The 24,714-nt window shown below is 71.9% G+C and carries 27 protein-coding genes; 9 read left to right on the top strand and 18 right to left on the bottom strand.

Translation table 11 applies throughout. The features are described from left to right. Positions 1 to 47: 47 nt before the first annotated feature. The gene (locus LDL48_RS11560; RefSeq protein ID WP_225255049.1) at positions 48 to 794 is read left to right on the top strand and encodes a class I SAM-dependent methyltransferase; all 747 of its coding nucleotides are present in this window, start codon (positions 48 to 50) and stop codon (positions 792 to 794) included. Positions 795 to 801: 7 nt separating this feature from the next. Here the strand turns inward: LDL48_RS11560 and LDL48_RS11555 are convergent, their stop codons facing one another. Beyond that, the gene (locus tag LDL48_RS11555; protein WP_225255048.1) at positions 802 to 1,158 is read right to left on the bottom strand and encodes an STAS domain-containing protein; all 357 of its coding nucleotides are present in this window, start codon (positions 1,156 to 1,158) and stop codon (positions 802 to 804) included. A 284-nt stretch (positions 1,159 to 1,442) separates the two neighbouring features. On the opposite strand from LDL48_RS11555, the gene LDL48_RS11550 reads away from it, so the two are divergent. Further along, positions 1,443 to 2,438 (top strand): AraC family transcriptional regulator, encoded by a 996-nt coding sequence (locus LDL48_RS11550; RefSeq protein ID WP_225255047.1) that lies wholly within the window; start codon positions 1,443 to 1,445, stop codon positions 2,436 to 2,438. Between the two features lie 29 nt (positions 2,439 to 2,467). Here LDL48_RS11550 and LDL48_RS11545 read toward each other — a convergent pair whose 3' ends face one another. Next, entirely contained in the window at positions 2,468 to 2,836 is a 369-nt protein-coding gene (locus LDL48_RS11545; protein ID WP_225255046.1) for a hypothetical protein, read from the bottom strand. Between the two features lie 318 nt (positions 2,837 to 3,154). On the opposite strand from LDL48_RS11545, the gene LDL48_RS11540 reads away from it, so the two are divergent. Then, complete coding sequence (locus tag LDL48_RS11540; protein WP_225255045.1) at positions 3,155 to 3,445, top strand: hypothetical protein; 291 nt, start codon at positions 3,155 to 3,157, stop codon at positions 3,443 to 3,445. A gap of 18 nt (positions 3,446 to 3,463) precedes the next feature. On the opposite strand, the gene LDL48_RS11535 is transcribed toward LDL48_RS11540, so the two are convergent. After that, positions 3,464 to 3,946 carry a GNAT family N-acetyltransferase gene (locus LDL48_RS11535; protein ID WP_225255044.1) on the bottom strand — a complete coding sequence of 161 codons (483 nt, stop codon included), beginning with the start codon at positions 3,944 to 3,946 and terminating at the stop codon, positions 3,464 to 3,466. Between the two features lie 49 nt (positions 3,947 to 3,995). On the opposite strand from LDL48_RS11535, the gene LDL48_RS11530 reads away from it, so the two are divergent. Beyond that, the gene (locus LDL48_RS11530; protein ID WP_225255043.1) at positions 3,996 to 4,577 is read left to right on the top strand and encodes a TetR/AcrR family transcriptional regulator; all 582 of its coding nucleotides are present in this window, start codon (positions 3,996 to 3,998) and stop codon (positions 4,575 to 4,577) included. Here the strand turns inward: LDL48_RS11530 and LDL48_RS11525 are convergent. The 5 genes from LDL48_RS11525 to LDL48_RS11505 all read right to left on the bottom strand — a co-directional run bounded on the left by LDL48_RS11525 (position 4,564) and on the right by LDL48_RS11505 (position 9,202). Further along, positions 4,564 to 6,129: a molybdopterin-dependent oxidoreductase gene (locus LDL48_RS11525; protein WP_225255042.1), complete on the bottom strand. Its 1,566-nt coding sequence runs from the start codon at positions 6,127 to 6,129 to the stop codon at positions 4,564 to 4,566. The two genes, LDL48_RS11530 and LDL48_RS11525, sit on opposite strands and share 14 nt — an antisense overlap. 1 nt (position 6,130) lies before the next feature. Next, complete coding sequence (locus tag LDL48_RS11520; RefSeq protein ID WP_225255041.1) at positions 6,131 to 6,766, bottom strand: fasciclin domain-containing protein; 636 nt, start codon at positions 6,764 to 6,766, stop codon at positions 6,131 to 6,133. A 68-nt stretch (positions 6,767 to 6,834) separates the two neighbouring features. Next, positions 6,835 to 7,578 carry an anti-sigma factor gene (locus LDL48_RS11515; RefSeq protein WP_225255040.1) on the bottom strand — a complete coding sequence of 248 codons (744 nt, stop codon included), beginning with the start codon at positions 7,576 to 7,578 and terminating at the stop codon, positions 6,835 to 6,837. Continuing rightward, positions 7,575 to 8,186, bottom strand: coding sequence for an ECF RNA polymerase sigma factor SigK (gene sigK / locus LDL48_RS11510; RefSeq protein ID WP_225255039.1), 612 nt, complete (start codon positions 8,184 to 8,186; stop codon positions 7,575 to 7,577). Before sigK ends, LDL48_RS11515 begins: the two co-directional genes overlap by 4 nt. A gap of 119 nt (positions 8,187 to 8,305) precedes the next feature. Beyond that, positions 8,306 to 9,202, bottom strand: a complete 897-nt coding sequence (locus LDL48_RS11505; RefSeq protein WP_225255038.1) for a Gfo/Idh/MocA family protein — start codon at positions 9,200 to 9,202, stop codon at positions 8,306 to 8,308. Positions 9,203 to 9,279: 77 nt separating this feature from the next. On the opposite strand from LDL48_RS11505, the gene LDL48_RS11500 reads away from it, so the two are divergent. Beyond that, positions 9,280 to 9,645, top strand: a complete 366-nt coding sequence (locus LDL48_RS11500) for a hypothetical protein (RefSeq protein WP_225255037.1) — start codon at positions 9,280 to 9,282, stop codon at positions 9,643 to 9,645. After that, positions 9,638 to 10,060, top strand: a complete 423-nt coding sequence (locus LDL48_RS11495; protein ID WP_225255036.1) for a hypothetical protein — start codon at positions 9,638 to 9,640, stop codon at positions 10,058 to 10,060. The genes LDL48_RS11500 and LDL48_RS11495 overlap by 8 nt, the downstream gene beginning before the upstream one ends. On the opposite strand, the gene LDL48_RS11490 is transcribed toward LDL48_RS11495, so the two are convergent. The 8 genes from LDL48_RS11490 to LDL48_RS11455 form a co-directional block, all read right to left on the bottom strand. Beyond that, positions 10,061 to 11,515, bottom strand: coding sequence for a glutathionylspermidine synthase family protein (locus LDL48_RS11490; protein WP_225255035.1), 1,455 nt, complete (start codon positions 11,513 to 11,515; stop codon positions 10,061 to 10,063). A 4-nt stretch (positions 11,516 to 11,519) separates the two neighbouring features. Next, entirely contained in the window at positions 11,520 to 11,933 is a 414-nt protein-coding gene (locus LDL48_RS11485) for a hypothetical protein (RefSeq protein WP_225255034.1), read from the bottom strand. A 70-nt stretch (positions 11,934 to 12,003) separates the two neighbouring features. Then, positions 12,004 to 12,762, bottom strand: a complete 759-nt coding sequence (gene fabG / locus LDL48_RS11480; RefSeq protein WP_225255033.1) for a 3-oxoacyl-ACP reductase FabG — start codon at positions 12,760 to 12,762, stop codon at positions 12,004 to 12,006. 46 nt (positions 12,763 to 12,808) lie between these two features. After that, positions 12,809 to 14,455: an alpha-amylase family protein gene (locus tag LDL48_RS11475; RefSeq protein ID WP_225255032.1), complete on the bottom strand. Its 1,647-nt coding sequence runs from the start codon at positions 14,453 to 14,455 to the stop codon at positions 12,809 to 12,811. After that, entirely contained in the window at positions 14,436 to 15,299 is an 864-nt protein-coding gene (locus tag LDL48_RS11470; protein WP_225255103.1) for an MFS transporter permease, read from the bottom strand. Before LDL48_RS11470 ends, LDL48_RS11475 begins: the two co-directional genes overlap by 20 nt. Positions 15,300 to 15,442: 143 nt before the next feature. After that, a complete protein-coding gene (locus LDL48_RS11465; RefSeq protein WP_225255031.1) occupies positions 15,443 to 15,880 on the bottom strand; it encodes a hypothetical protein in 438 nt (145 codons plus the stop codon). A 49-nt stretch (positions 15,881 to 15,929) separates the two neighbouring features. Continuing rightward, on the bottom strand, positions 15,930 to 16,955 hold the full coding sequence (locus tag LDL48_RS11460; RefSeq protein ID WP_225255030.1) for a hypothetical protein: 1,026 nt from the start codon (positions 16,953 to 16,955) through the stop codon (positions 15,930 to 15,932). Beyond that, the gene (locus LDL48_RS11455; RefSeq protein ID WP_225255029.1) at positions 16,952 to 17,299 is read right to left on the bottom strand and encodes a PadR family transcriptional regulator; all 348 of its coding nucleotides are present in this window, start codon (positions 17,297 to 17,299) and stop codon (positions 16,952 to 16,954) included. Before LDL48_RS11455 ends, LDL48_RS11460 begins: the two co-directional genes overlap by 4 nt. A gap of 97 nt (positions 17,300 to 17,396) precedes the next feature. On the opposite strand from LDL48_RS11455, the gene LDL48_RS11450 reads away from it, so the two are divergent. Next, positions 17,397 to 18,053 (top strand): DedA family protein, encoded by a 657-nt coding sequence (locus LDL48_RS11450; RefSeq protein ID WP_225255028.1) that lies wholly within the window; start codon positions 17,397 to 17,399, stop codon positions 18,051 to 18,053. A 1,136-nt stretch (positions 18,054 to 19,189) separates the two neighbouring features. Here the strand turns inward: LDL48_RS11450 and LDL48_RS11445 are convergent. Then, on the bottom strand, positions 19,190 to 20,443 hold the full coding sequence (locus LDL48_RS11445) for a chitinase (protein WP_225255027.1): 1,254 nt from the start codon (positions 20,441 to 20,443) through the stop codon (positions 19,190 to 19,192). Positions 20,444 to 20,584: 141 nt separating this feature from the next. After that, on the bottom strand, positions 20,585 to 21,979 hold the full coding sequence (locus LDL48_RS11440; RefSeq protein WP_225255026.1) for a carbohydrate-binding protein: 1,395 nt from the start codon (positions 21,977 to 21,979) through the stop codon (positions 20,585 to 20,587). A gap of 158 nt (positions 21,980 to 22,137) precedes the next feature. Between LDL48_RS11440 and LDL48_RS11435 the strand changes: the two genes are divergently transcribed. After that, positions 22,138 to 23,295: a carboxylate-amine ligase gene (locus LDL48_RS11435; RefSeq protein WP_225255025.1), complete on the top strand. Its 1,158-nt coding sequence runs from the start codon at positions 22,138 to 22,140 to the stop codon at positions 23,293 to 23,295. Positions 23,296 to 23,327: 32 nt separating this feature from the next. After that, positions 23,328 to 24,671: an FAD-dependent oxidoreductase gene (locus LDL48_RS11430; protein WP_372472098.1), complete on the top strand. Its 1,344-nt coding sequence runs from the start codon at positions 23,328 to 23,330 to the stop codon at positions 24,669 to 24,671. Positions 24,672 to 24,714 lie beyond the last annotated feature (43 nt).

Raw genomic sequence — 24,714 nt, 5'->3', positions numbered from 1 at the left:
GCCGGAATTCGCTGGACAGCGCGGCACGCGGTGGCGATCGTGTGCCGATGGAGGAGCAACCGGACATCTGGACCGCCGACGCGGCCCGCGACTACGACACGCCGGGCACCGGCATGTTCGCGGCCGAGCTGCTGGGGCCGACCGTGGACCGCCTCGCCGAGCTCGCCGAGGGCGGACGGGCGCTGGAGTTCGCCGTGGGAACCGGCCGGGTGGCCGTGCCGCTGGCCGAACGCGGCGTGCCGGTCACCGGCATCGAGCTGTCCGAGCCGATGATCGACCAGCTCCGCACGAAGGTCGACGAGGCGACCGTCCCGGTGATCGCCGGCGACATGAGCACCGCGGTCGCCCCGGGGACGTACACCCTGGTCTATCTGGTCTACAACACGATCGCCAACCTGCTCACCCAGGCCGGGCAGGTGGCCTGCTTCCGCAACGCCGCCCGGCACCTCACCCCGGGCGGCCGGTTCGTGATCGAACTCTGGGTCCCGGAGCTGCGCAAGCTGCCGCCGGGTCAGCAGGCCACGGTCTGGCACAGCGAGGCCGGCTATCTCGGCCTGGACACCTACGACCTGCTCCGGCAGCGCGTCGTGTCGCACCACTTCCGGTTCGGCGACGGCACCGAGGCCCGGCTGTTCCGCACCCCGCACCGCTACATCTGGCCGGCCGAACTCGATCTCATGGCCCAGCTGGCCGGGTTCGAGCTGGAGAGCCGGCACGCGGACTGGGCCGGAGCCGAGTTCACCGCGGAATCCCGGTCGCACGTCTCGGTCTACCGGCTTCCGCTCGCCGGCTGACCGGGCGTCAGGACGGGCGCAGGCCCACCGAGGTACGCGGCGACGGCGGCTCCGCGCAGCCGAGCAGCCCGACCAGGCCGGACACCCAGAGCTGGCGGTACACCGTGGGGCTGGGATGGCTCACCACGAGCTTCACCCCGCTGGCGGCCGCGGTGTGGAAGCAGGCGACCAGGATGCCGATGCCGATGCTGTCGATCAGCATCACCCGTTGCAGGTCGAGGCAGATCTTGCCCGGCGTGGTGGAGGTCAGCACGTCGTTGACGGCGTCCCGCATCACGTGGGCATTGTCCAGGTCGATCTCCCCACAGGGGGCGATCTCGACGGTGCCGTCGGCCAACTGACGGGTGGTGATCGGCAGATACACGGCTGCCCTCTTCCTGGCGTCATGACGAACGACGCCGACCTTCCGCGGGGGGTGAATGCGCCGACCAGCTGCGCATTGTCTTCGGAGCCTCGCCCGGGGCCACCGACCTTCGGACCGCGTGCCAACAACATTCCGCTGGTCTGCAAGTTACGCCACGTAGGCGCGGAACGCCAGAGTAGTTCATATGGCCGGAATGTGCTGGAACGGTCACTCCGAGCCCCCCGGATTGACGCTAGGGTACATCGACCAAAATACTCACGGTATGCAGCGGACTGCGCTCTGACATGAATCGAGTACCCCCCGATGCCGCACCGGTCGACCGGAATCCCACGGTCGTCAGGTTCAGCAGTCACGATCCCGATCATGCGCATTCCGTCCTCAGCGGACCGTTCTACCCGGTCACGTTCCGCCCGGACGGTGGTGAGCGCTTCGGCATCGACCTGGAGATGATCCAACTCGGACCGATCACGGTCGGGACCGTGCGCTACGCCGGGTCGATGGCGGTTACGGCGGAGATGAACGCCTATCACGTGAGCCTGCCGCTGCGGGGCCGCACGGTGATCCGGCATGCCGGCCGCGAGACGGTGGCGCAGGCGTGCACCGCGGCGGTCTTCGGTCCGCACGGCACGATCTGTGCGCTGACCGAGGCCGACCTCACCGAACTCGAGATCAAGTTCGACCGGTCCGCGCTGGAGTCGGAGCTGGCCGCGCTGCTGGACCGGCCGGTACCCGGGCCGATCGACCTCGCGCCGGTGATGGACGTCGCCGACGGGCCCGGACAGAGTTGGTGCCGGCTGCTGCGGCTGCTGCACACCGAGGCGCGCCAGCCGGAGGGCCTGCTGCGGCAACCGCTGATCGCCGCCCGGATGCGGCAGACGCTGATGACCGGCCTGCTGCTCAGCGTCGCGCACCAGTACCGCGACGAGCTGGTGACGCCGCGCCGGCCGGGTCCGCCGCGGGCCATCCGCCGCGCCCTGGACGCGATCCACGACGAGCCGGAACGCCCCTTCTCGGTCGCCGACCTGGCCGGCATCGCCGGCACGAGCGTGCGCTCGTTGCAGGACGGATTCCGCCAGCACGTGGGCCGCGCCCCGATGACCTACCTGCAGGAGGTACGCCTGGCGCGGGTGCACGAGGACCTCGGGCTAGCCGATCCCGCCCAGGTCACCGTGGCCGCGGTGGCACACCGGTGGGGGTTCGCCCACCTGGGCCGGTTCGCGTCCGCGTACCGGGCGCGGTTCGGCATGCCGCCGTCCGCCCGGCTGCGAGGTTCACTCTGACGAGCGTCACCCGAACCGGTGAACGCCTGTCACTCGCCCGGGTCGCAGCGGCGTGGATGCGGCAGATGCCCGAGCCGCCGGGCACCGCCCGGGTCCCCGAACAGGTGACCACGCGACGGGGTCCAGTCCCGCCACGGCCCCAGCCGGGGCTGGACCGCGGCCGAGGCGCCGTCGCCCGGCCCACGGAGCAGGCGCAGGTACGCCAGCACCCGCCCCGCCGCCGCGCCGCCGTCCTCGGCCAGCGCCTGCAGTAGGTGCCGCGCCTCGATCAGGGTCGGATCGTCCGCTCCGGCGGCGTCCGGCGGATCCAGGCCCGGCGTCCGGAGCAGGGCGGCCAGCCCGGCCAGCGCCTGGACCACGTCACAGGCATCCCGTTCCGCATCCGGCAGGCCGCTCACTTCTGCCGCCCAGTGGGTTCGGTCATGTTGGTCTCCTAGCCCCGCGTGCCACGCCACACGGCCGCCGCGCACGGCGACGCGCGACGTCGAGCGATCCCCGCCGGAGCACCCGCACGCGCAGGGACAGAAATGTATTCGTCTCACTACTGAGCGTCCATCCGATGAGCGCGATTGCTGTCCGGATTGCGCTTGATTCGGACTTGGACCGACCGGCCGTCCGTTCCGGTCGTCGCTCATGCTCGTCGGCGGTGGTAATGGGTGCATCGGCGGGGTAAGGGTAACGAGAGCGGTACCGAGAGCGACGCCTGGGGAGGCACCATGACCGAGCCGTATCAGCAGCCGTTGGAGGAGACACAGCAGGTCGCGGACGCCGTGGCGGACGACGTGGCGGTGCCCGCGTTCGTCACCGGCGGCGGGCCGGACGCCGACACCCCGGAGTTCCGGGAGCCGGGGCCGGCGCCGGAGATCCGCACCGGCGCGGACCAGCCGTGGGAGCCGGCCGACCTCGCCGTGGCGCAGGGCAAGGACCCGACACCGGAGAACATCGAGCGGGCCCGCGCCGAACTCGAGCGCGACGGCGCCGCGGCGGTCGAACGCACGGTCCCCTGACCACCGGCCGGGGCCGCATCACAGCCGGCGGGACCAGGTCTGTCCGACCAGATCCGCACCGAAGCTGCGATGCGGCTGTTCCTCGTCGAGCGTGAAGCCGGCCGCCTGGTAGATGCGACGCGCCGAGGCCAGCACGTCGTTGGTCCAGAGCACGATCCGCCGGAAGCCGGCGGCGCGGGCGTGGTTCAGGCACTCGTCCACCAGCCGGGCACCCAGGCCGTGGCCGCGCGCCGCCGGTTCGACCAGCAGAATCCGGAGCTGCGCGGTGTCCCGGTCGGCGGCCACACAGAACACCGAGCCCACCCGGGCGCCGTCCACCTCGGCGATCCAGGCCGCTTCCCGCGCCGGGTCGTGCTTCTCGGCGTAGTCGGCGACGATGCGCGCCACCAGCGCCTCGAAGTCGGCGTCCCAGCCGAACTGCGCGGCGTACGTCTCCCCGTGCGCCATGATCACCCAGCCCAGGTCGCCGGGACGACCCAACGGACGCACCACCGCAGGCATGTCGACCTCCTCGCTACTGAAACGACTGTTTCAGTGCCAGAATGCCCGGATGGAAGCTGCGAAGGCAAGCCCGCGCCGGGAGGAACTCCTCGAGGCCGCCTACCGGTACGTGCTCGACCACGGCCTCGGCGACCTGTCGCTGCGCCCGCTCGCCGCCGCGGTGGGCTCCAGCCCACGGGTGCTGCTGTACCTGTTCGGTTCCAAGGACGGCCTGGTCCGCGCGTTGCTGATCCGGGCACGGGCGGACGAACGCGAGCTGCTCCGGCAGACGCCGACCGGCGACCTCACCGAGGCCGCCGGCCTGATCTGGGACTGGCTCGCCGCGCCCGCACACCGGGCGGTGCTCACGCTGTGGGTCGAGGCGTACGCCCGCTCCCTGATCGAGCCGGACGGTCCGTGGGCCGGCTTCGCCCGGGACAGCGTGCGGGAATGGCTGGCCCTGCTCGCCTCGGCGCAGCCACCGGGCGACCGCGACACCGAGGGCGGTGCCGCCCGGCGTACCGCGGTCCTCGCGGTGCTCCGCGGCGCGCTGCTCGACCTGCTGGCCACCGGCGACACCGCCCGGACGACCGCCGCGGTCCGGCACCAGCTCGCCGCGCTCGCCGGGAGCGCGCCGCTCAGGCGACCGTGACGGTGATGCCGTGCTGGCCGGTGGCGCCGTCCGGGAACGGGGTGGCGCGCTGCTCGACCTGGACCGCGCCGGTGCCGTCCGTGGCCCGGACCGTGAGCACGTGCGGACCCGCGCCGGCCGGCCACTCGTACCGCCACTGCACCCAGGTGTCCACCGACGGCACCGGAAGCAGCTCGGCCGCCGCCCAGTCACCGTCGTCCACCCGGATCTCCACCTTGGCGATCCCCCGGCCCTGCGCCCAGGCGACGCCGGCCACGGTGGTCCGGCCGGCGGTCAGCCGCGCGAACGGTCGCGGGCGGTCGATCCGGGACGCCGTCTTCACCGGGCCCCGGGCACCCCAGCCGCGCCGCACCCAGTACGCGTCGAAGTCCGCGAACGTGGTCAGCTCCAGCTCGGCCAGCCACTTGCAGGCACCGGCGTAGCCGTACAGGCCGGGAGTCAGCATCCGCACCGGGAAGCCGTGCACGATCGGCAACGGCTCGCCGTTCATGCCCACGCACAGCATGGTGTCGCGGCCGTCCAGCACGGTGCTGACCGGCGTACCGATGGTCATGCCCTCGGTCGAGCGGGCCACCAGCTGGTCCGCACCGGGCCGGACGCCGAGTTCCCGCAGCAGCGGCGCCAGCGGCACGCCGAGCCACCGCGCGGTGCCCACGTACGGGCCACCGACCTCGTTGGACACGCAGTTCAACGTGATGTGCCGCTCGATCAGCGGCCGTTCCAGCAGATCGGCGAAGGAGAGTTCGACCGGCTGCTCGACCATGCCGTGCACCCGCAGCGACCACGAGTCGACGTCGATCCGGGGCAGGGCGAGCGCGGTGTCGACGCGGTAGAAGTCGGCGTTCGCGGTGACGAAGCCGGGTCCGGTCCCGGCGGGCAGCGGTGCGGCCGGGTCGGTGGCCGCGGGCAGCCGGACCGCCTCGCGGGAAGCGGCGAGCGCGCCGCCACGCGCCCGCCCGGTCACCGCCGCGCCACCGCCGGCCGCCGCGGCACCCGCCGCGACCAGCGAGGCCGCCTGCAGGAACGCCCGCCGGTCCACCAGCACCCGGGTCGGCGCGCCCCGGCCGGGCCGCGCTTCCGGGCCGGCCTGTGCATCCGGATCGGCCTGTGCATCCGGATTGGACGGAGCCAGGGCACGGCGCAGGACCAGCAGCAGGACCGTGCCCGCCACCGCCGCGCCGAAGAGGGAGGGGACCGCGTCGAACGGGGCGGCGGCCGGCCGGGACAGTGCCGCTGTCGCACCGGCCGCCCCGAAGATCACCGCACCGGCCACCGCGGCCACCCGGCGGCCGGTCGCGAGCATGCCGACCACCGCGGTGAACACCACGAGCACCAGCACGATCGAGCCGAGCAGCACCGGCTTGTCGTACGTGCCGAGCTGCCGTACCGCGAACTCCTTGACCGGCGTCGGCGTGGCGTCGATGACCGCACCGCCGACCGCGACCAGCGGTCCGGCCTCGGGCCGGACGGCGGCCGCGAGCAGTTCCGCAGCCGCCGTACCGAACGCCGCCGACAGCACACCGGCAGCCGCGCCTACACCGAGACGTCGCATGTCAGCTCTTCGGCATCAGCACGGAGTCGACGATGTAGACGGTGGCGTTGGCGGTCTGCACGTTGCCGCAGACCACCGAGGACGCGCCGTCCACCTTGAACTCCTCGCCGCTGCCGGCCACGGTCAGCGAGTCGCCCTGCAGCGTCTTGTGGGTGCCGGCCACCTGCTCCGGCGACAGCTTGCCCGGCACCACGTGGTAGGTGAGGATGCTGGTCAGCGTCTTCTTGTCGGCCAGCACCTTCTTCAGGTCCGCCTCCGGGATCTTGCCGAACGCGTCGTTGGTCGGCGCGAACACGGTGACCTCGGACGCGGTGTTCAGCGAGTCGACCAGCCCGGCCGTCTTGACCGCCGTGACCAGCGTGCTGAGCAGCGGGTTGCCGGAGGCCGCGGTGGCCACCGGCACCTGGGCCATGGCCTGGAAGCTGCCCGGGTTCGAGGCGTCGGCCGGCACGGCCGCACACCCGGCACCGAACGTGGCCATCATGTCCGAGGCCGGCATGCTGGGCGCGGCACTCGTCATGGTCGGTGCCGGGGCGGCCGTGTCGGCGTCGCCGGCGGTGTCGTCCGAACCGCACGCGCTGAGTGAGACGGTGAACAGGGCCGCAGCGGCGAGGGCGGAAGCCTTGGTGAGTCGCATGGGTCTTTCCTCTTCTCGGTAGTGGATCCTCACTACCGATTCGGTGCGGACCGACCCGAGGATGGGTGTCAGATCGGGGAAACCTGACCGACCACAGTGGTCGGTGTGACGGACCCGCCCGCCGGTTCCAGCGACACCGCAACGGCATCGACGTCCGGCAGCCCGTCCACGATCTCCACGCCGACGGCCGACCCGGCCGCGAGCACGCCGTCCGGCACCGCCACCGGTGCCCCGCCGCCACGCACCGTCCAGAGCTGGAACGCCTGGTCCGCGGCGGGTGCCTGGTCGGCGCCGACCAGGACCACGCCGGCGTCCCGCAGGGCCGAGGACGCGACCGTGACCTTGCCGCCGCCGGACATCGGGGCGGTACGGACCACCACGTCCGGCGCCGCCAGGATGGACCGGGTCCGGGCCTCGCGCAGCTGCGCCTCGGCGGCCAGCGTCCCGTTCTCGCGTACCCGCTGCTCCTGCACCGCGTAGACGGCCGCGCCGGTCCCGCCGGCCAGCGCCACCGCGGCCGCCGCGGCGACCAGGCGGCGACGCCAGCCGGACTGCTCCGGGCGGGCCGCCGCCGTGGTCACCGGCGGCAGCTGCCGGGTCCGGCCGATCGCCGCCAGCACCTCGCCCCGCAGCCGCGGGGGCGGCACCGACCAGGTGTCGCCGGCCAGCCGGGCCGCGGTCTCCCGCAACTCGTCGGCGTCGGCGCGGCAGGCCGGACAGTCCGCGAGATGCCGCTCGAACGCGGCCCGCTCCAAATCGTCGACCGCGTTCAGCGCGTACGCGCCGACCAGCGCGTGAATGTCGTCCGTCATCTGGTCGCCACCTCCACACCCAGGCAGTCGCGCAACCGGATCAGTCCGTCGCGCATCCGGCTCTTCACCGTCGGCAGCGGCGTGGCGAGCAGATCCGCCACCTCGGCGTACGAATGGCCCTGGTAGTAGGCCAGGGTCACGGCCTGCCGCTGCAGCTCGGTGAGGTCGTCCAGGCAGTGGCGCACCTGCTGGCGTTCCAGCCGGCCGGTCACCTCGTCCACCACCTCGTCGTACGGCGTGTCCACGGACGCCGCGCCGACCTTCATCGTGCGGTTCGCGGACGCCTGCTCGGCGCGGACCCGGTCCACCGCCCGCCGGTGCGCGATGGTGAACACCCACGCGGTGGCGGAACCCCGGGCCGGGTCGAACCGGTTGGCGGTACGCCACACCTCGACCATGACCTCCTGGGCGACCTCCTCGGCCTGCGCGGGGTCCCGGAGCACCCGGCGGATCAGCCCGAAGACCCGCGGCGCGACCAGGTCGTAGAGCCGGCCGAACGCCGCCTCGTCGCCCCGGGCCACGGCGCGCACCAGATCGGCGGCGTCCGGTGGCGGCGGGGGTACCGACGCGAGATGGTCCGCCCGGCGGGCCTCGCCGCGGTCCGTCATGCTGGTCCTCCCGGATCGGTGCTCACGAAAGTCATGCTCTGCATCAACGATTCGGAGCACCGGACCGCCCGGATGGGCTCATTCAAGGAACTTGCATAGGTTTTCCGCCGCGGGTGGGCTCAGCCGACCGGTACGGTGCGGCCGGTCCGGGCCGCGGTGTCCGCGGCGGCCAGGATCGCGGTGACCTCGGCGCCGAACCGGACGTCCAGCTCCGGACTCGGGCCGCCGGACGCGGCGGCGAGCAGGTCGTCGAGCGCATGACGGTACGCGGTGACCGGCTCCCAGGGCGGCGCCGGCACGGTACGCAGACCCGCCTCCCCGGCCAGCACCGCCTCCTCCCGGGCCGCGGCCGGCGGCACGTCCACCGACAGGGTCAGCGTGCTCACCGCGCCGGACGCATGCCGCAGCAGCACGTGGCTCATGTCCCGCGGCGCGGTCATCGCCGCCACCTCGGTCACCGGCCCCAGCACCGGCAGCAGCAGCGCCACCGCGTGCGGGCCGACATCCCACAGCCCGCCGCTCTCCCGGCGCCACGGCGACGCACCGAACGGGTTCCCCTCGTCGTAGATGGTCCCGACGTGGTCCACCCGGGCCTCGGTCCAGCCGCCGGTCGCCGCCGCCTCGGCCAGGAAGTCGCGCAGCTGCGGCATGAACCGGCGGGTGAAGAACACCACCGAGGCGACGCCCCGCTCCCGGGCGGCGGCCAGGATCTCCTGCGCCTCGGCGACCGTGAACGCGACCGGCTTGTCCAGCAGCAGGTGCCGGCCGGCCCGCGCCGCCCGCAACGCGACCGGCGCCTGCACGTCCGGCGGCAGCGCGATCGCGACCGCGTCCACCGCCTCGATCAGCGCCACCACGCTGGGGTACGGAGTGGCGCCGTACTCCTCGGCGAGCGCCGCCGCCTTGGCACCGTCCCGGCCCCAGACGCCGGCGAACTCGACGCCGTCGTGGGCGGCGAGGCCGGGCGCGTGTGCGATCCGCGCCCACGGTCCCGTACCCAGAAGTCCGAACCGCATCCGACCGCCCACCCTCCACCGAGCCGACCACCCGGCCGAAAGCTAACACGGGTCCGCTGATCAGTACGCTGTGCCGGGTGAACGGTCCCCTGTCGGTCGCCACCATCGTGGTGTCGCTGGTCCTGGCGGTCTGGTACCTGGTCCGGTGCGCGCTGGACCGGGCGCCGATCCGCGCCGACCTGCTGGCCACCGCGGTGCTCGGCGGCCTGGTCGCGGTGCTGGCGGTGGTGGCGGTGATCGGCCTCTTCGACGGCAGCCGCCCCGCCGAGACGGCCACCTTCGCCGGTTATCTGATCACCACGGTCGGGTTCCCGCCCACCGCCATCGTGCTGGCCCGGATGGAACCCACCCGGTGGGGCAACCTCATCCTCGGCATCGCCTGCCTGGTGCTGCCGGTGCTGGTGCTGCGGCTGCAGCAGATCGCGTCGGTGACCGGTGGCTGAGCGGACCCCCACGACCCGCCCGTCGGACGCCGCGATCGGCACCGGCGCGGGCCGGGTGCTGCTGCTGGTGTACGGCATCTTCGCGCTGTCCGCCGGGGCCCGGGCCGGCGTGCAGATCGCCACCCGCTTCGACGAGGCGCCGCTGGCGTACCTGCTGTCCGCGGGCGCGGCGCTGGTCTACCTGGCGGCGACGGTCGGCCTCGCGGTCGGCGGCGCCCGGGGCCGGCTGATCGCCCTGGCCGGTTGCACGGTCGAGCTGCTCGGTGTGCTGGTGGTGGGCACGCTGAGCGTCGCCGACGCGGTGGCGTTCCCGGACGACACGGTCTGGTCGCGCTACGGCAGCGGCTACGGCTACGTGCCGCTGATCCTGCCGTTCATCGGCCTCTGGTGGCTGTGGCGGCACCGCGCCCGCTGATCAGACGATCACATGCGGGACGAAGTTGCAGCGATCCTTGGTGATCAGGCCGTCCGTGCCCAGTCCCTCGCGGATGCCGAGACCGGCCGGCTCGCCGTCCACCAGCCAGGCGCCCAGCACCGGGTGGACCGTGCCCTCCAGCCCCTCGAACGGCGGTAGCTCGCACAGCTCCTGCACCACGTACCGCCCGTCCGTGCCGTACTCGGACGGGTTGTCGGTGATCGGCGCGCCGTCGCGCACCAGCGTGACCGAGCCACCTTCGCGACCCCAGACCGGCTTCTTGGCGTACGACGTGAGCTGGGCCGCGCCCGAGGACTCCGCGAAGTACGACGGCAGCAGGTACCTACCACGCTCCGGATCGTCGCCGAACAGCTTCCACAGCACCGGCAGCAGCGCCTTGTTGCCCAGCAGCGCGGCGGAGTACGGCGGCTCGATCCACACCGTGCCCCGCTTGGTCGGGTCGGCCATGTTCCGGAAGAAGGCCTTGCCGCCCTCCTCGTTCCAGAACCACTCCCACGGATAGAGCATGAAGATGATGTCGATCGGCTCGGCCCTGTGCTCCTGGCCCGGCGCCGGCACATACACCACCCGGTCGCCGGCCACGTCCCAGCCGATCTGGCTCATCGCGATCAGCTCGACCGGGTAACCGGCCTCCTCGGCCGTGGACATCAGGTACGCCACGTTCATCCGGTCCTCGCCGGACGTCTCCGAGGTCTCGTACGCGAAATAGATCTTGGGCTTCTCCGGCAGCCAGGTCCGCGCCTCGCGCAACTTGGCGATGTTGCGCCGCCACGCACCCGGATCGGCCGGCTCGCCGTCCGCGGCCTCCCAGCCGACCAGCCGGTCGTGGATCGAGTTCCACTGCCGCCACGGGTGCTGGGTCAGGTTGGTCTGGTCGGCCCAGTGCCACTGCACCACCGCGGCCTCGACCAGCGACGTCGGCGTCTGCGCGTTGTACTCGAGCAGCCGCGGCGTGCTGCCGGCACCGTTGTACCAGAGGTCGAACCGGCCGTAGATGCTCGGCGAGTAGTCCGGCGTCTCCATCGGGAGCCGCATCTCCGGATCCTTGTCGTAGTGCGTCCAGGTGTCCGCGTCGCCGTCGAACCAGGTCCGGATGATCTGCTCGTGGGCGTACTCGGGGATGCCGATCCGCGCCAGGTAGCAGCTCTCCGGGGCGCAGACGGACTGGAAGTAGCCCTGCCGGCGGCCCTCCACCGTGCGCCGGGGGCACTGCTGCACCATCCAGTCGCCGGCCTCGATGCACATCGCCCGCAGCGTGGCCGTGGCCGCCTCGAGTTCCTCGATCTCGTCCTGGGTGAACTCGTAGTACGGCCCCTCCTGCCAGTACGAGATCATCGTCCCGTCGGGCAGCTCGGTGTCGTTGTAGGTCAGCCCGAGGCTGTAGTTGGTCAGCCGCCAGCCGTCGCGGACCGGCCCGTGCGGAACCCGGCGCACGGCGTCAGCTGCCGGACTTGGAGGACTTGCCGGTGGAGCCGCCGCCCTTGCCGACCACGCTGCTCTTGATCGTGCCGTTGGCGATCCGGCCGGTGGCGGGCAGGCCGAACCGCTGGCGCGCCGCCCGGTCGTTGTAGGCGAACCGGTTGCCGCCCGGCGGAAGTTTCTGGCCGATGCCGTAGCCGGGGCGGTAGCTGCTCGAGTGCCAGATGAAGAAGGGGATCAGACCCACGCCGCCACTACGACCGTCGTCGTCGTCGCAGTTGTCCTCGTCGACGATCACGCCGTTCTCGTCGGCGCAGTAGAAGCCCTCGTCCTGGTAGTCGTCGTCGTTGTCGCACGCCGCCACGCCGCCCGCGGCGAGCAGCAGGAACGTGCTGGTCAACGAGACACTCCGGGAGGCCATCCGTCGTTTCACAGTCCGCTTCTCCACCCTTTCGCACTCGGCCGCACACTCTCAGTTGTAGCGCGGCCGGGCAACCACCCGGTCAGGTGCGGGGGCCGCCGGCCACGTAGATCACCTGACCGGAGACAAAACCGGCCCCCTCACTGACCAGGAAGGATACGGTGTTCGCGACGTCTTCGGGGCGGCCCGCGCGGCCGACCGGGATCTGGCTGATCGCCGCCTTCTGAAAGTCGGCGAAGTCGACACCCACCCGCGCCGCGGTGGCCGCGGTCATGTCGGTGACGATGAAGCCGGGCGCGACCGCGTTCGCGGTGACACCGAAGCGGCCCAGCTCGATCGCCAGCGTCTTCGTGAAGCCCTGCAGTCCGGCCTTCGCCGCGGCGTAGTTGGCCTGGCCGCGGTTGCCCAGCGCCGAGGTGCTGGAGAGGCAGACGATGCGGCCCCAGCCGGCGTCGACCATGTGCTTCTGCACCGCCCGGCTGAACAGGAACGCCCCGCGCAGGTGGACCGCCATGACGGTCTCCCAGTCGTCGTCGCTCATCTTGAACAGCAGGTTGTCGCGCAGCACGCCGGCGTTGTTGACCAGAACCGTGGGCGGGCCCAACTCGGCGACCACCCGCTCCACGGCCGCGGTGACCTGCGCCGGGTCGGCGACGTCGGCGCCCACGGCGAGCGCCGACCCGCCCGCGTCGTGGATCGCCGTGACGGTACTCGCGCAGGCCGCCTCGTCGAGGTCGACGACGGCCACGGCGAGGCCGTCGGCGGCGAGTTTCCGCGCGGTCGCCTCGCCGATGCCGCGCGCGGCTCCGGTCACGATCGCTACCCGACTCGGCTGGGTCATTGCACGCCTCCGCAGTTCTACCGGTGTGGTCGGCTGACTCTAGCCGTCACGGATTCCGGCACAGACGGATCCACCGGTATCCGTAGCCGGCCACCGCCACCTTCTCGAACGTGCCCAGGTCCGGGTACTCCTGGTCGGCCAGCACGTCGTTCGGGAAGTCCGCCTCCTCGCGCACGGTGCTCAGGTCCAGGACCGCGTCCTCGCCGGCCAGGTTGTGCACGAACAGCATGGTGCCGGTGCGGTCGTCGGCGCGGTGCACCAGCACACCCGAGGGGACCGGCACGTCCACGTGCGTGCAGCTGCCGCTGCCCACCTCCGGCGCCTCCCGCAGCGTCCGGATCATCCGCTCGAACCAGGACAGCAGCGAGTTCGGGTCGTGCCGCTGGGCGGTGACGTTGACCTTCTCGTAGCCGTACTCGTCGGTCGAGACGACCGGGCGGACCAGCTGCGCGGCCGGTGCGGTGGAGAACCCGCCGTTGGACTTCGAGGACCACTGCATCGGGGTACGGATCGCGTTCCGGCCGTCCTGGGAGAGGTCGTCGCCCATCCCGATCTCCTCGCCGTACCGCAGCACCGGCGTGCCGCGCAGGGAGAACTGCAGCGCGTACGCCAGCTCGATGCGCCGCCGGTCGCCGTCCAGCATCGGGGCCAGCCGGCGCCGGATGCCGCGCCCGTACAGCTGCATGTTCTCGTCCGGGCCGAACTTCGCGAACACCTCGTTGCGCTGCTCGGCGGTGAGCCGGGACAGGTCCACCTCGTCGTGGTTGCGCAGGAACGTCGCCCACTGCGCGCCCTCGGGCAGCTTCGGCGTGTCGCGCAGCGCGTCGACGATGCCCTCGGTGTTCTCCCGGGCCAGCGCCAGCATCAGCCGGCCGTTCAGCATGAAGTCGAACAGCATGTGGATCCGGTTCGCCGAGTTGCCGCCGTCGGCGAAGAACACCTTGAGCTGGTCCGGTTCCACATTCGCCTCAGCCAGCAGCACCGCGTCGCCCTTGCGCCACTGCACGTGCTGCCGCAGTTCGGTGAGGAACTCCATGTCCTTCGGCGAGTTCGGGTTGCCCGGTTCGGTGGCCTCGATGATGAACGGGACCGCGTCCATCCGGAACCCGGAGACGCCCAGCTGCAGCCAGAACGAGCAGATCCGCTTGATCTCCTCGCGTACCTCCGGGTTGGTGATGTTGAGGTCCGGCTGGAACTTGTAGAACCGGTGGTAGTACCAGGCCTTCGCGGTGCGGTCGTAGGTCCAGGTGGCGTCCTGCTCGCCCGGGAAGACCATGCCCTGGTGACGGTCCGCGGGCTGGGTCTCGGACCAGACATACCACTCGCGGTACGGCGACTTCGGGTCCGAGCGCGCCGACTGGAACCACGGGTGCTGGTCGGAGGTGTGGTTCACCACCAGGTCGATGATCACCTTGATGCCCCGGTTGCCGGCCTCGTGCAGCAGTTCCGCGAAGTCGCCGAGCGTGCCGAACCGGGGGTCGACGTTGTAGAAGTCCTGCACGTCGTAGCCGTCGTCGCGGTCCGGCGACGGGTGGATCGGGTTCAGCCACAGGCAGGTGATCCCCAGCCGGGCCAGATAGTCCAGGCGGCCGATCAGGCCCCGGATGTCCCCGACGCCGTCACCGTTCGCGTCGGCGAACGTGTCGATGTCGAGGCAATAGATGACGGCCTTCTCATACCACCGGTCGCTCATGCTCCCTAACATGACCACGTCGCCGTGCCGCGAAACCGCGCGCCCACTCGACGGGACGAACCCGCTCCAGCGGCAGGAAGCCGGCCAGGGCGACCAGGTGCGGGGCGAACGAGATCGTGATGGTCGAGAACGTGGCCAGGTGGAACGAGTAGAAGAACGCCACCATCCGCTGTCGCCAGCGTTCGGTGAGCACGAAAATCACCGGGCTGGCCAGCTCGAACGCCACGATGCCGAACTGCGCCACGATCAGCAGGTAGGGCACGTCGGCGATCAGGTCGGCGAGGTCGGTGCCGCGCCGCACGATCGCCCGGGCCAGCACCGAACTGGTCACCCAGTCGAGTCCGCCGAACCGCAGCTTGGCCCAGGCCGCCAGGAAGTACGTGCAGATGGCCGCGATCTGGGTGACCCGCAACGCCCAGCCGCCCGCCTCGGTCGGCTCCGGGTCGCCGTGCCGGGCCCGCCCGACGGTCGCCAGCGCGGCCAGCGCGACGAGCAGCCCGACCCGGTCGTGGTCGACCTTGCCATAGCTCATCGCGATGATCATCCACTCGAAGTACAGCGCGAAGACGGTCCAGCCGAGCAGCCGCGGCGCGCGCCCGGTGGCCGCGGCGAGCGCGGTGACCAGCAGCAGGCCGAAGATCGTGTGGACCAGCACCGCGCCGGGCGTGGGCAGCGGCAGCAGCCGGCCCACCAGCAGCGGCTGGTACAGCTCGGCGGGCGTGTCGGCGTGGTGCCGCACCCAGGGGGTGAACACCACCAGGTCGGCGGCGACGAAGAGATACACCAGCGTGCGGAAGGCGGCGACCCGGCCCTTCGGCACCGGCGCGGTGAGCCAGCCGAGCAGGCGTCCGACCCCGCGCCCCGCCGCCCCGTCCTGCCGGGGCGGGGCCGCATCCGGCCGCGGCGGGGTGGCATCCGGCCGGGGCGGGCCCGGATCTGGGCGGGACGGGGTCGGGTCCGGGTGGGGCGGGGTCGCGTCCGGCCGGCTCATTGGGCGGTCCAGGTGGCGATGATCTCGTCGCGGGTGGTCCCGGTGGGCCGGGAGTCCTCGATGCCGACCCACCGGATCACGATCCGGACCTCGGTCAGTGGCGCCCCGCCGGGGTTGCGTTCGGCATAGGCCACTGCCACCTGCCGAAGCCGCGCCGGGTCGTCCACGTACGCCTGCTGCTGGCCCTCGATCTCGGCCCGCCGCAGCCCGCTGTTGGCCTCGTTGAGCACCACCGTGCGGCCGGTGGCGTCGACGCCCTCCACGCGGGTGTCCGGGGCGTCCGCGTCCGGCTCGGGCGCGGTCGAATACATCCGGAACGGCCCGAACGGGAAGTGGTCGTCCTGCCCCCAGAGCGTGCCGGCGAGCAGGAGCGCGGCCCCGAGGACGGTGGCCGCGACCCGGACCGCGCGCCCCCGGCGAGTTAACGTGTCCATCGCGCGGCGACCCTACCGCCGTCGCACCACCCCGGCCATCCCGGCACGCTTACTCGGGGTTGCCATCCACCCGGCGAGCGACCACGAACGTATAGCTCTCGGTCACATGCAGCACCACCAGCGCGACCGCGAACGCCGCCAGCGGCACGCCCACCAGCACCGAAGCCAGCCCCAGCAGCGCCCCCGGCGTGATCGGCTCTGCCGGCACCATCGTTTCCACCTCCGCCAGCGCGTGTGCCACTAGCGCGGCCGCGATCGGGGCGAGCAGCACGGCCACCCGCTCGACCGTGCGGCGGCCCAGCGACCGGAGCGACCACAGCACCAGCACCACGGCGACCAGCACCACCGCGTCCGGCACCGTGATCAGGCCGAGCACCTGCGGCGGCAGGATCCACCAGCGGTCGGCACCGGCGGCCGCCACGGCCACCAGCACACCGGTCACCGCGAGCGCCGCGCCGCGGCGGCCCAGAACCGCCGTGACCGGCCGGGTCCGACGGGCCGCGAACAGCAACGGCACGGTGATCAGGGCGGCGGTCAGCACCTCCGACATCCAGAACGGCCGCAGACTCTGCTCCGGCAGCCAGACCGCCACCGCGGCCAACTCCACCAGGACCGCGCCGGCGCCGAGCACGACCGCGGTGCGCCGGGCGCCGGCCAGCAGGGCGACGACCACCGTCAGCCACGCCACCGCGCGCACCGCCACGTCGAGAAGCAGCCCACCGTCCAGGCCGAAGCCGTGCATGGGGTCGCCGAACTGCCAGTGAGCCCGCGCCCCGAACACCAGCGAACGGGCCGGGACCGCCAGCAGCACGACGGCACCGAGCAGGGCGACCACCGCAGCCGCATCGCGCCAGCCGGTGCCGCGCTGGCGAACCGGCATCGACCGCAGCCGGGCCGCCAGCCCCGCCCGGAGCAGGTCGGCAGTCTCGGCGAAGGAGGGGAACCGCCGGCCCGGCTCGGCCTGGTGCATCAGGACGCCGACCATCTCCGGCCCGTAGAACCGCCGATGCTCCGCCGGGTAGACCCGGAGCAACCGCCGGTACCAGCCTTCCAGCACGCTCGCGCGGTCGGTCATGCCGGCGCTCCCCCGATCTCGGTCTGCCGCGAGCGCAACCGGCGTTCCGCGATCGTGGCCTGAGAGCGCAACCGCACCGTCTCCTCCGCCAGCCGCCGCTCCCCGACCCCGGTGAGCCGGTAGTAGCGCCGCAGCCGGGACTGCACCACCTCCTCCCGGTCGACCTCGATCAGGCCGTCCACGCGGAGCCGGTCGAGCGCGGCATAGAGCGTGCCGGCCCGCAGGCGCACCCGACCGTCGGTCATCCGCGCCACATCTTCGAGCACTGCGTAGCCGTGCTGCGGCTCGGCGGCGAGCGCGGTGAGCACCAGGAACGTCGGTTCCCGCAGGGGTGGTTCGGTCATGGTGGAAGTATATACCGATGACAGGTATATGCGGAAGCCGGTTCGTACTCTCGATGGTGGGTAGGGACAACGGAACGGATTTCGGGAGGGATCACGCATGGCGGAGACCGACCTTGCTCAACTCGGCGGACTGACCGGGTGGGTGGCGTCCGTCATCCAGTCGCTCGGCGAGGTGGGCGTCGGCCTGCTGGTGGCGCTGGAGAACCTGATCCCACCCATTCCCAGCGAGATCGTGCTGTCCATGGGGGGCTACCTCGCGAGCGAGGGCGCCGTCAACGTGGTCGGCGTGTGGGTGGCCGCGACGCTCGGCTCGGTGCTCGGCGCCCTCGCGCTCTACGGCCTGGGCTACGGTCTCGGCGAGGACCGGCTGCGCCGCTGGCTCGACCGCATCCCGCTGGTCGACTCCGACGACCTGGACACCGCGGACAACTGGTTCGAGCGGCACGCCAAGAGCGCGGTGCTGTTCGGCCGGATGGCGCCGGTGGTGCGCAGCCTGGTGTCCATTCCGGCCGGCGCCAACCACATGCGGGTCGGCCTCTTCACGCTGCTCACCGCGATCGGCAGCGGAGTCTGGAACCTGCTCTTCGTCGGTGGTGGGTACGCCCTCGGCAGCCAGTGGCAGCAGGTGGAGCAGTACAGCCGGTACTTCGACTACGCCATCTGGGCGTTCTTCGCGATCGCCATCGGCAGCTGGGTGGTCAAGAAGCTCCGTAAGCGCCGGGCCCGGCGCGTGCGGGAGCCCGCGGACCAGTAGATTCGCGGGCTCCGTGCCATCGGGTACGCGGCCCGCGGCGGACCGGAGACGGTCGGTCGAGTCGGTTCGGCGTCCGCCCGGCGGCGCTGGGACGCACATCCTGGACGCCGAGTCGAATTCCGGCGCCGATCGCCCCCGGCGGTGAGGTCGATACGTGGCTGCATCACTGTCGATGGATCTGGTGGGTGGGGGCGGCTTCGGCTTCGGCTTCGCGAACGAACTAACGAGCGAGCGGGCGGGCCGACCGCGTTATCAGCGCATCATCGGGCCGCTCACCAGCCGATAGCGGCGATAACCGACCCCTCGCACGACGGCGCCGCGGGTGCGGTCTACGGCGACGGGCACAGCCCGGTCACCCTCGAGGCCGGCGCCAGCGCCGCCGACCTACCTTGTGGACCTGTGATCGCATGAGTGGGTGTGGAATTTGGGTGCGGTAGTTGCCCGAGTTCCACACACCGGAACGGACCAGCGAGCACGCGTGAAGTTCGGGCGCGGCAGTTGCCCGAGTTCCACACGTCGGAACGAACCAGCGAGCACGCGTGAAGTTCGGGCGCGGCAGTTACCCGAGCTCCACACACCGGAACGGACCAGCCAGCGCGCGTGAAGTTCGGGCGCGGCAGTTACCCGAGCTCCACACACCGGAACGGACAGCCAGCGCGCGTGAAGTTCGGGCGCAGTGCGCGCCATCAATGCACACGCCCGGCCGGCTCACAGGTGTCGGATGCCGCGAAGTCGTGCAGCTATGGCCCACATGCCGACCCCAGCTCAACAACCTCGACCCGCGCCGCGAGACCACCCGCACCGCCGCGGCAATCAGGGCGCCCTGCGCACCGCGATTCACCACACCACCGCCACCCCCGCCCGACGTGCGGACATAGGGCGCACACCGCACCACGATTCACCACACCACCGCCGCCCCCGCCCCGCGTGTGGAAATGGGGCGGGCCCCCGCATCCCACAGCGCCACCGGCCCGGCACACCCCGGCGATCCCGGAGATGGGCGCAACCGAGCTTCCGGGCAATGCGGCTCCGGTCACCAAGATCCGCGTGAAGGCTGCGTAACCGGCCGCCGACGCGGCGACCGGGCCGACCCGGTTCGAGTCGGCCCGGTCGCCCGGTCGCCCGGTCGGCAGGGATCAGGGGAGCGTGTTGAGGTGCGGGCGGACCGTGTTGGCGAACCCGTTGCCGGCGGTGACGTCCCAGTTGATCGACCAGGTCATCGCGCCGCGGATGCCGGGGTAGGTGCGCGGCGGCCGGAACGAGCCGCAGTTGATTCCCCGGGCCAGGCAGTCCAGCGCCTGGTTCACCACGGCCGGCGCGACGTACCCGCCGCCGGCCGCGCTGGTGGTGGCCGGCAGGCCGACCGCCACCTGGTCCGGGCGCAGGCCGGCCTCCAGCTGGATGCAGGTCAGCGCGACGATGAAGTTGACCGAGCCCTGCCCGTACGCGGCGTTCTGGTCGCAACCGAGCATCGCGCCGGAGTTGTAGTACTGGGTGAAGACGACGGTCAGGATGTCCTTGATGTCCAGTGCCAGCTTGAAGTACGACGACTGCGGGTTCTGCATGTCGATGGTCTGCGGCGCCATCGTGATGATCGTGCCGGCGCCGGCCCGGTTGCGGATTGTGCGCAGCGCCTGGGCCATGTAGGTGGGGTTGAGCCCGTTCTCCAGGTCGATGTCGACGCCGTCGAAGCCGTACTCCTGCATGAGCGCGTACACCGAGTTGGCGAAGTTGGTCGCGGCGGTCGGGTCGTTGACGCTGACCGTGCCCTTCTCGCCGCCGACCGAGAGGATCACCTTCTTGCCACGGGCGTGCAGGGTGGCGACGTCCGCCTTGAAGTCGGCGTTGGTGTAGCCGCCGACGCTCGCGCTGAGCCCGGCGTCGATGCCGAACGAGACGGCGCCCGGGGTGCCGGTGGCGTCCGCGAACGCGACCGCGATCAGGTCGTAGGTGCCGGGTACGTCGCGCAGTTTGATCTCGCGGGCCGGGTTGTCGAAGTTCTGCCAGTACCCGGTGAGGAAGTGCGCCGGCAGCCGGCCGTCGCCCGGGTCGGTGGGCGGGTCGGTGGGCGGGTCGGTGGGCGGGTCGACGGGCGGGTCGCTCGGGGGCGTGCTCGGCGGGTTGCTCGGGGGCGGGCCGTCGCCGCAGGCGCCCTTGTCCGTCCAGACCTGCCATGGGCCGCTGCTGGTCGCCGGGTTCTCGTTCTGCGACCACCAGTTCGCGGTGTAGTTCTTGCCCTGGTGGGAGGCGTTGTCGTTCTTGAGGTACACGGTCGACGCGGTCCAGGCCGGCGCGCAGGGTGTGGCCGCGGAGGCGGAGGGGGCGAGGTGGACGGCGGCTCCACCGGCCAGGAGCGACGCGGCCAGGGCGATCGGGAGGGAACGGCGCATGGGGGTGGCCTTCCGGCGGGGGACGGGATGGCCAAATTATTAGGACGGTTAACAGAAGATGTAAAGCGGTGACGACCTTAAATATCTTTAAATGCCATTCCGGGCCGGCGGCGCTTCCACGCCACCGGCCCGGATGCCTCGTCAACGGCGGAACTGGAACCAGTTCACGTTCACGAAGTCGTTCGGCTGCCCGCTGGAGAAGGTCAGGAACACGGTGTGCCGGCCGGACACGCTGGACACGTTGCCGGGCACCGAGCGCCAGTTGAACCAGCCGCCGGTGTCACCGATCGCGAAGCTGCCGATCGGCGCGTTGCTCCGGCTGTCGATCCGCACCTCGACGAGGCCGCTGACCCCACCTCCGGCACCGGACGCCACCCGGGCCAGGAAGTCGCGCACCCCGCCGGTGCCGAAGTCCACGTTGTCGAACTGGGCCCACTCCCCGTTGCGGATCGCGCCGATGCTCTGACCACCCTCGCGGGAGTCCTCGGTGATCACCCCGGACTGGGCGTTGTACGACTCGGCCTCGATGGTCGCGTACGCGTTGCGCACCCCACCCGGCGGCGGCGTGGTCGGCGGGGTGGTCGGCGGCGGCGAGGTGTCGTCCCCGCCCCGGGTGTAGACGGCGACGTAGTCGACCAGCATCGGACGGCCCGGCACGGTCGCCGCGGTGGGCGTCGCGGAGCCGGCGACCCCGTTCGGGAACGCGCCGCCCATCGCCACGTTCAGCAGGATGTGGTAGCCGGCGTGCGAGGTCATGTTGGTCCAGTGCGGCTCACCGATCTGGCTCTGGCTGACCGAGTGGTACTGCTGACCGTCCACGTACCAGCGCAACTGGTTCGGCGAGACACTGCGGTCCCACTCGAACCGGTACGTGTGGAAGGCCGACTGACAGGTGCTGCCGGGGCAGGCCCGGCTGGTGCCGATGCCCAGCGTCTCGTTGCACGGCCCGCCCGGGTTGACGCCGCAGTGCAGCACGCCCCACACCGCGTTGGCGCCGTTGACGTTCTCCATCACGTCGAACTCGCCGATGGCCGGCCAGCTGTACCGGTCGTTGCGGTAGGGCGCACCCAGCGCCCAGAACGCCGGCCAGTAGCCGGAAGCCTCGGCCCCGGTCACGTTCGGCATCTGGATCCGGCCCTCGATCCGCAGGATGCCGCCCGCCGGCGCCTTGAAGTCGGTGCGCTGGGTCTCGATCCGAGCCGAGGTCCACTGGCCGGCACTGTTGCGCAACGGGGTGATCCGCAGATTGCCGGAACCGTCGTGGGCCACGTTGCTGGTGCTGTTCGTGTACGTCTGGATCTCGCCGGTGCCCCACTGCGGCGGGCCGCCCGGGTAGCTGGTGCCGGTGTCGATGATCCAGTTACCGGACGACGGCAACGTGTTGGCCCCGCCCGTGAAGTCGTCGGCCCAGACCTGGGTCCAGCCGGACGGTGGGGATGGCAGGGCGGCGTCGGCGGAGACCGCGTAACCGCCCAGGACGACGGCGACGGCGGACGCGGCGAGGAGGCGGAGACGGAGGCGACGGGGTCGGGTCATGGACGGGGCCCTTCTCTCGGACTGGAGCTGAGCGAGAGAGCGCTCTCAGAAAGTTTCAATCCCGTTACAAGAAATTGTCAATATGTACGTGAGTCGATCAGTCCCGGACCGCCGCCGGCGCCGTTTCCGGGAACCGCCATCCGGGTAACTCCGGGCGCATGGACGCTGCGACCGGCCCCACCACCCTGTCCCCGGAGCTGGCCGAGGAGGCCGAGGCCAAGGACCTGCTGACGCTCGGCGTCGAAGAGGAGTACCTCCTGGTCGAGGCGGACTCACCGCGCGGCGCCGAAGCCGTCGAGGACGTCTTCGACCGGCTGCCGCCGGACCTGCAACAGTCCGTGCAGCACGAGTTCCAGCGCACCCAGATCGAGGTGGCCAGCCCGCCCCAGCTGGAGCTGCGCGGGCTCTGGGAATCCATGACCCGGTTGCGGACCGGGCTGGCCGACGCCGCCGAACGGGCCGGGGTACGCCTGGTGGCGGTCGGTGCCGGGCCCGCGGCCGGACCGTCCGCCGCGATCGTCGACGCCCCGCGCTACCACCGGATGCGGGAACGCTTCGGCGACCTCTCCCCCGGCCCCGGCTCCAACGGCATGCACGTCCACGTCAGCATCCCCGACCCGGAGACCGGCGTGCAGGTGCTCAACCACCTGCGCCCCTGGCTGCCGGTGCTGCAGGCGGCCACCGCGAACTCACCGTTCTTCGACGACCACGACACCGGGTACGCCAGCTGGCGCTCGATGCTCTGGGAACGCTGGCCCACCGTCGGCCCCACGCCGCACCTGGAGTCGTACGAGCACTACGAGTCGGTCATCGCCGATCTGATCACCACCGGCGCGGCGCTCGACGAGGGGATGCTCTACTGGTACGCCCGCCTCTCCGCGAACTACCCGACCGTGGAGATCCGGATGGGCGACGTGTGCCCCACGCTCGACGACGCGCTGCTGCTCGCGGCGCTGGCCCGGGGCCTGGTGGCGACGCTCCTGCGCGAGGTGGAGGCCGGCACGCCCGCACCCGTCGTGTCCCAGCCGCTGCTCGCCGCGGCACACTGGCGCGCCGCGCACGACGGCCTCGAGGGACTCAACGTCGACCTGGACACCCGCGAGGCCCGCCCGGCGTGGCGGATCATGCGGCGGCTGTTCGACTACGTACGCCCGGAACTGCAACGCCACGGCGACCTGGAGATGGCCACCGTGCTGATGGGCCGGCTCCGTGCGCGCGGCACCGGCGCGGCGCGGCAGCGCGCCGTCTACGCCCGGCGCGGTAGCGTCGCAGACGTGGTGGACTGGCTGGCCGCGACGACCCGCGGCACCGAGTGAAACTCGTCGTCATCGGCGGCGACGCAGCCGGCATGTCGGCCGCGTCGCAGGCCCGCAAGCGGCTCGGCCCGGACCGGCTGCAGATCGTGGTGTTCGAGCGCGGGCACTTCACGTCGTACTCGGCCTGCGGCATCCCGTACTGGATCGGCGGTGCCGTGAAGGAGCGTGACGCGCTGGTGGCGCGCGACCCCGACGCGCACCGCGCCGCCGGAATCGACGTCCGCCTGCGCCACGAGGCGGTCGGAATCGACCTGGACCGCCGCGCGGTGGTTGCCCACGACCACGCCACCGGCGACGAGGTACGCGAACCCTTCGACCAGCTGATGTACGCGGCCGGCGCGGTACCCGTAACGCCCGGCTGGGCCCGGATCCCGGCCGGCGGCGTCTTCGGCGTGCAGACCCTCGACGACGGCGACGCCATCCACCGTTGGCTGGACGCCGACCCGCGGCCACAACGGGCCGTGGTGATCGGCGGCGGCTACATCGGCGTGGAGATGGCCGAGGCGATGGTCAACCGCGGCCTCGCCGTCACGCTGCTGGAGAAGTCGCCGCAGCCGATGTCCACGGTGGACCCGGACATGGGCGAACGCGTGCACCACGCGATCGCCGCGCTGGGCATCGACGTCCGGGTGAACGCCCACGTGGAAGGCATCGAGAGCGACGGCGGACGGGTCCGCGCGGTGGTCACCCGGGACGAGGAGTTCCCCGCCGACGTCGTGGTCCTGGGCCTCGGGGTCCGGCCGAACACCACGCTCGCCGCGGACGCCGGCATCCCGCTGGGCGTGACCGGCGGTCTGCGTACCGACCTGCGGATGCGGGTGACCGGACCGGACGGCCCGCTGGACGGGATCTGGGCCGCCGGCGACTGCGTGCAGACCACCCACCTGATCAGCGGGCAGCCGATCCACGTGCCGCTCGGCACCCACGCCAACAAGCAGGGCCGGGTGGCCGGCATCAACCTCGGCGGCGGCTACGCCACCTTCCCCGGCGTCATCGGCACGGCCGTCACCAAGGTGTGCGAGCTCGAGGTGGCCCGGACCGGCCTCACCGAGAAGGAGGCCACCGCGGCCGGGTACGCGTACGTCACCGCGTCGGTCGAGTCGACCAGCCGGGCCGGCTACTACCCGGGCGCCGCCACCATGGCCATCAAAATGATCGCCGAGAAGCGCACCGGCCTGCTGCTGGGCGCCCAGATCGTCGGCCGCGAGGAGGCCGCGAAGCGCATCGACGCGCTCGCCGTGGCGATGTGGAACCGGATGACGGTGGAAGAGATGACGGCGCTGGATCTCAGTTACGCGCCGCCGTTCTCGCCGGTGTGGGATCCGGTGCTGATCGCGGCCCGCAAGGCCACCGACGCGGTGCACGCGGCCGGTTGACGTCCGAACCGCGGCGCCGGCCGGAGCCGGCGCCGCAGTCGTC

The sequence above is a fragment of the Jidongwangia harbinensis genome, from assembly GCF_020216025.1.
Classification (GTDB): domain Bacteria; phylum Actinomycetota; class Actinomycetes; order Mycobacteriales; family Micromonosporaceae; genus Actinoplanes; species Actinoplanes harbinensis.
The sequence above is the reverse complement of the archived record's forward strand: the minus strand, read 5'-3'. Positions and strand labels throughout refer to the sequence as shown.

What these genes read in the sequence shown, in the direction of transcription:
- LDL48_RS11525 (WP_225255042.1), bottom strand. Translation starts at nt 6,129, where the DNA reads ATGCGACGTCTCGGTGTAGGCGCGGCTGCCGGTGTGCTGTCGGCGGCG.
- LDL48_RS11465 (WP_225255031.1), bottom strand. Translation starts at nt 15,880, where the DNA reads ATGGACACGTTAACTCGCCGGGGGCGCGCGGTCCGGGTCGCGGCCACC.
- LDL48_RS11515 (WP_225255040.1), bottom strand. Translation starts at nt 7,578, where the DNA reads ATGACGGACGACATTCACGCGCTGGTCGGCGCGTACGCGCTGAACGCG.
- LDL48_RS11435 (WP_225255025.1), top strand. Translation starts at nt 22,138, where the DNA reads ATGGACGCTGCGACCGGCCCCACCACCCTGTCCCCGGAGCTGGCCGAG.
- LDL48_RS11475 (WP_225255032.1), bottom strand. Translation starts at nt 14,455, where the DNA reads ATGAGCGACCGGTGGTATGAGAAGGCCGTCATCTATTGCCTCGACATC.
- LDL48_RS11550 (WP_225255047.1), top strand. Translation starts at nt 1,443, where the DNA reads ATGAATCGAGTACCCCCCGATGCCGCACCGGTCGACCGGAATCCCACG.
- LDL48_RS11560 (WP_225255049.1), top strand. Translation starts at nt 48, where the DNA reads ATGGAGGAGCAACCGGACATCTGGACCGCCGACGCGGCCCGCGACTAC.
- LDL48_RS11535 (WP_225255044.1), bottom strand. Translation starts at nt 3,946, where the DNA reads ATGCCTGCGGTGGTGCGTCCGTTGGGTCGTCCCGGCGACCTGGGCTGG.
- LDL48_RS11520 (WP_225255041.1), bottom strand. Translation starts at nt 6,766, where the DNA reads ATGCGACTCACCAAGGCTTCCGCCCTCGCCGCTGCGGCCCTGTTCACC.
- LDL48_RS11460 (WP_225255030.1), bottom strand. Translation starts at nt 16,955, where the DNA reads ATGACCGACCGCGCGAGCGTGCTGGAAGGCTGGTACCGGCGGTTGCTC.
- LDL48_RS11530 (WP_225255043.1), top strand. Translation starts at nt 3,996, where the DNA reads ATGGAAGCTGCGAAGGCAAGCCCGCGCCGGGAGGAACTCCTCGAGGCC.
- LDL48_RS11440 (WP_225255026.1), bottom strand. Translation starts at nt 21,979, where the DNA reads ATGACCCGACCCCGTCGCCTCCGTCTCCGCCTCCTCGCCGCGTCCGCC.
- LDL48_RS11450 (WP_225255028.1), top strand. Translation starts at nt 17,397, where the DNA reads ATGGCGGAGACCGACCTTGCTCAACTCGGCGGACTGACCGGGTGGGTG.
- fabG (WP_225255033.1), bottom strand. Translation starts at nt 12,762, where the DNA reads ATGACCCAGCCGAGTCGGGTAGCGATCGTGACCGGAGCCGCGCGCGGC.
- LDL48_RS11540 (WP_225255045.1), top strand. Translation starts at nt 3,155, where the DNA reads ATGACCGAGCCGTATCAGCAGCCGTTGGAGGAGACACAGCAGGTCGCG.
- LDL48_RS11455 (WP_225255029.1), bottom strand. Translation starts at nt 17,299, where the DNA reads ATGACCGAACCACCCCTGCGGGAACCGACGTTCCTGGTGCTCACCGCG.
- LDL48_RS11445 (WP_225255027.1), bottom strand. Translation starts at nt 20,443, where the DNA reads ATGCGCCGTTCCCTCCCGATCGCCCTGGCCGCGTCGCTCCTGGCCGGT.
- LDL48_RS11505 (WP_225255038.1), bottom strand. Translation starts at nt 9,202, where the DNA reads ATGCGGTTCGGACTTCTGGGTACGGGACCGTGGGCGCGGATCGCACAC.
- sigK (WP_225255039.1), bottom strand. Translation starts at nt 8,186, where the DNA reads ATGACGGACCGCGGCGAGGCCCGCCGGGCGGACCATCTCGCGTCGGTA.
- LDL48_RS11430 (WP_372472098.1), top strand. Translation starts at nt 23,328, where the DNA reads ATGTCGGCCGCGTCGCAGGCCCGCAAGCGGCTCGGCCCGGACCGGCTG.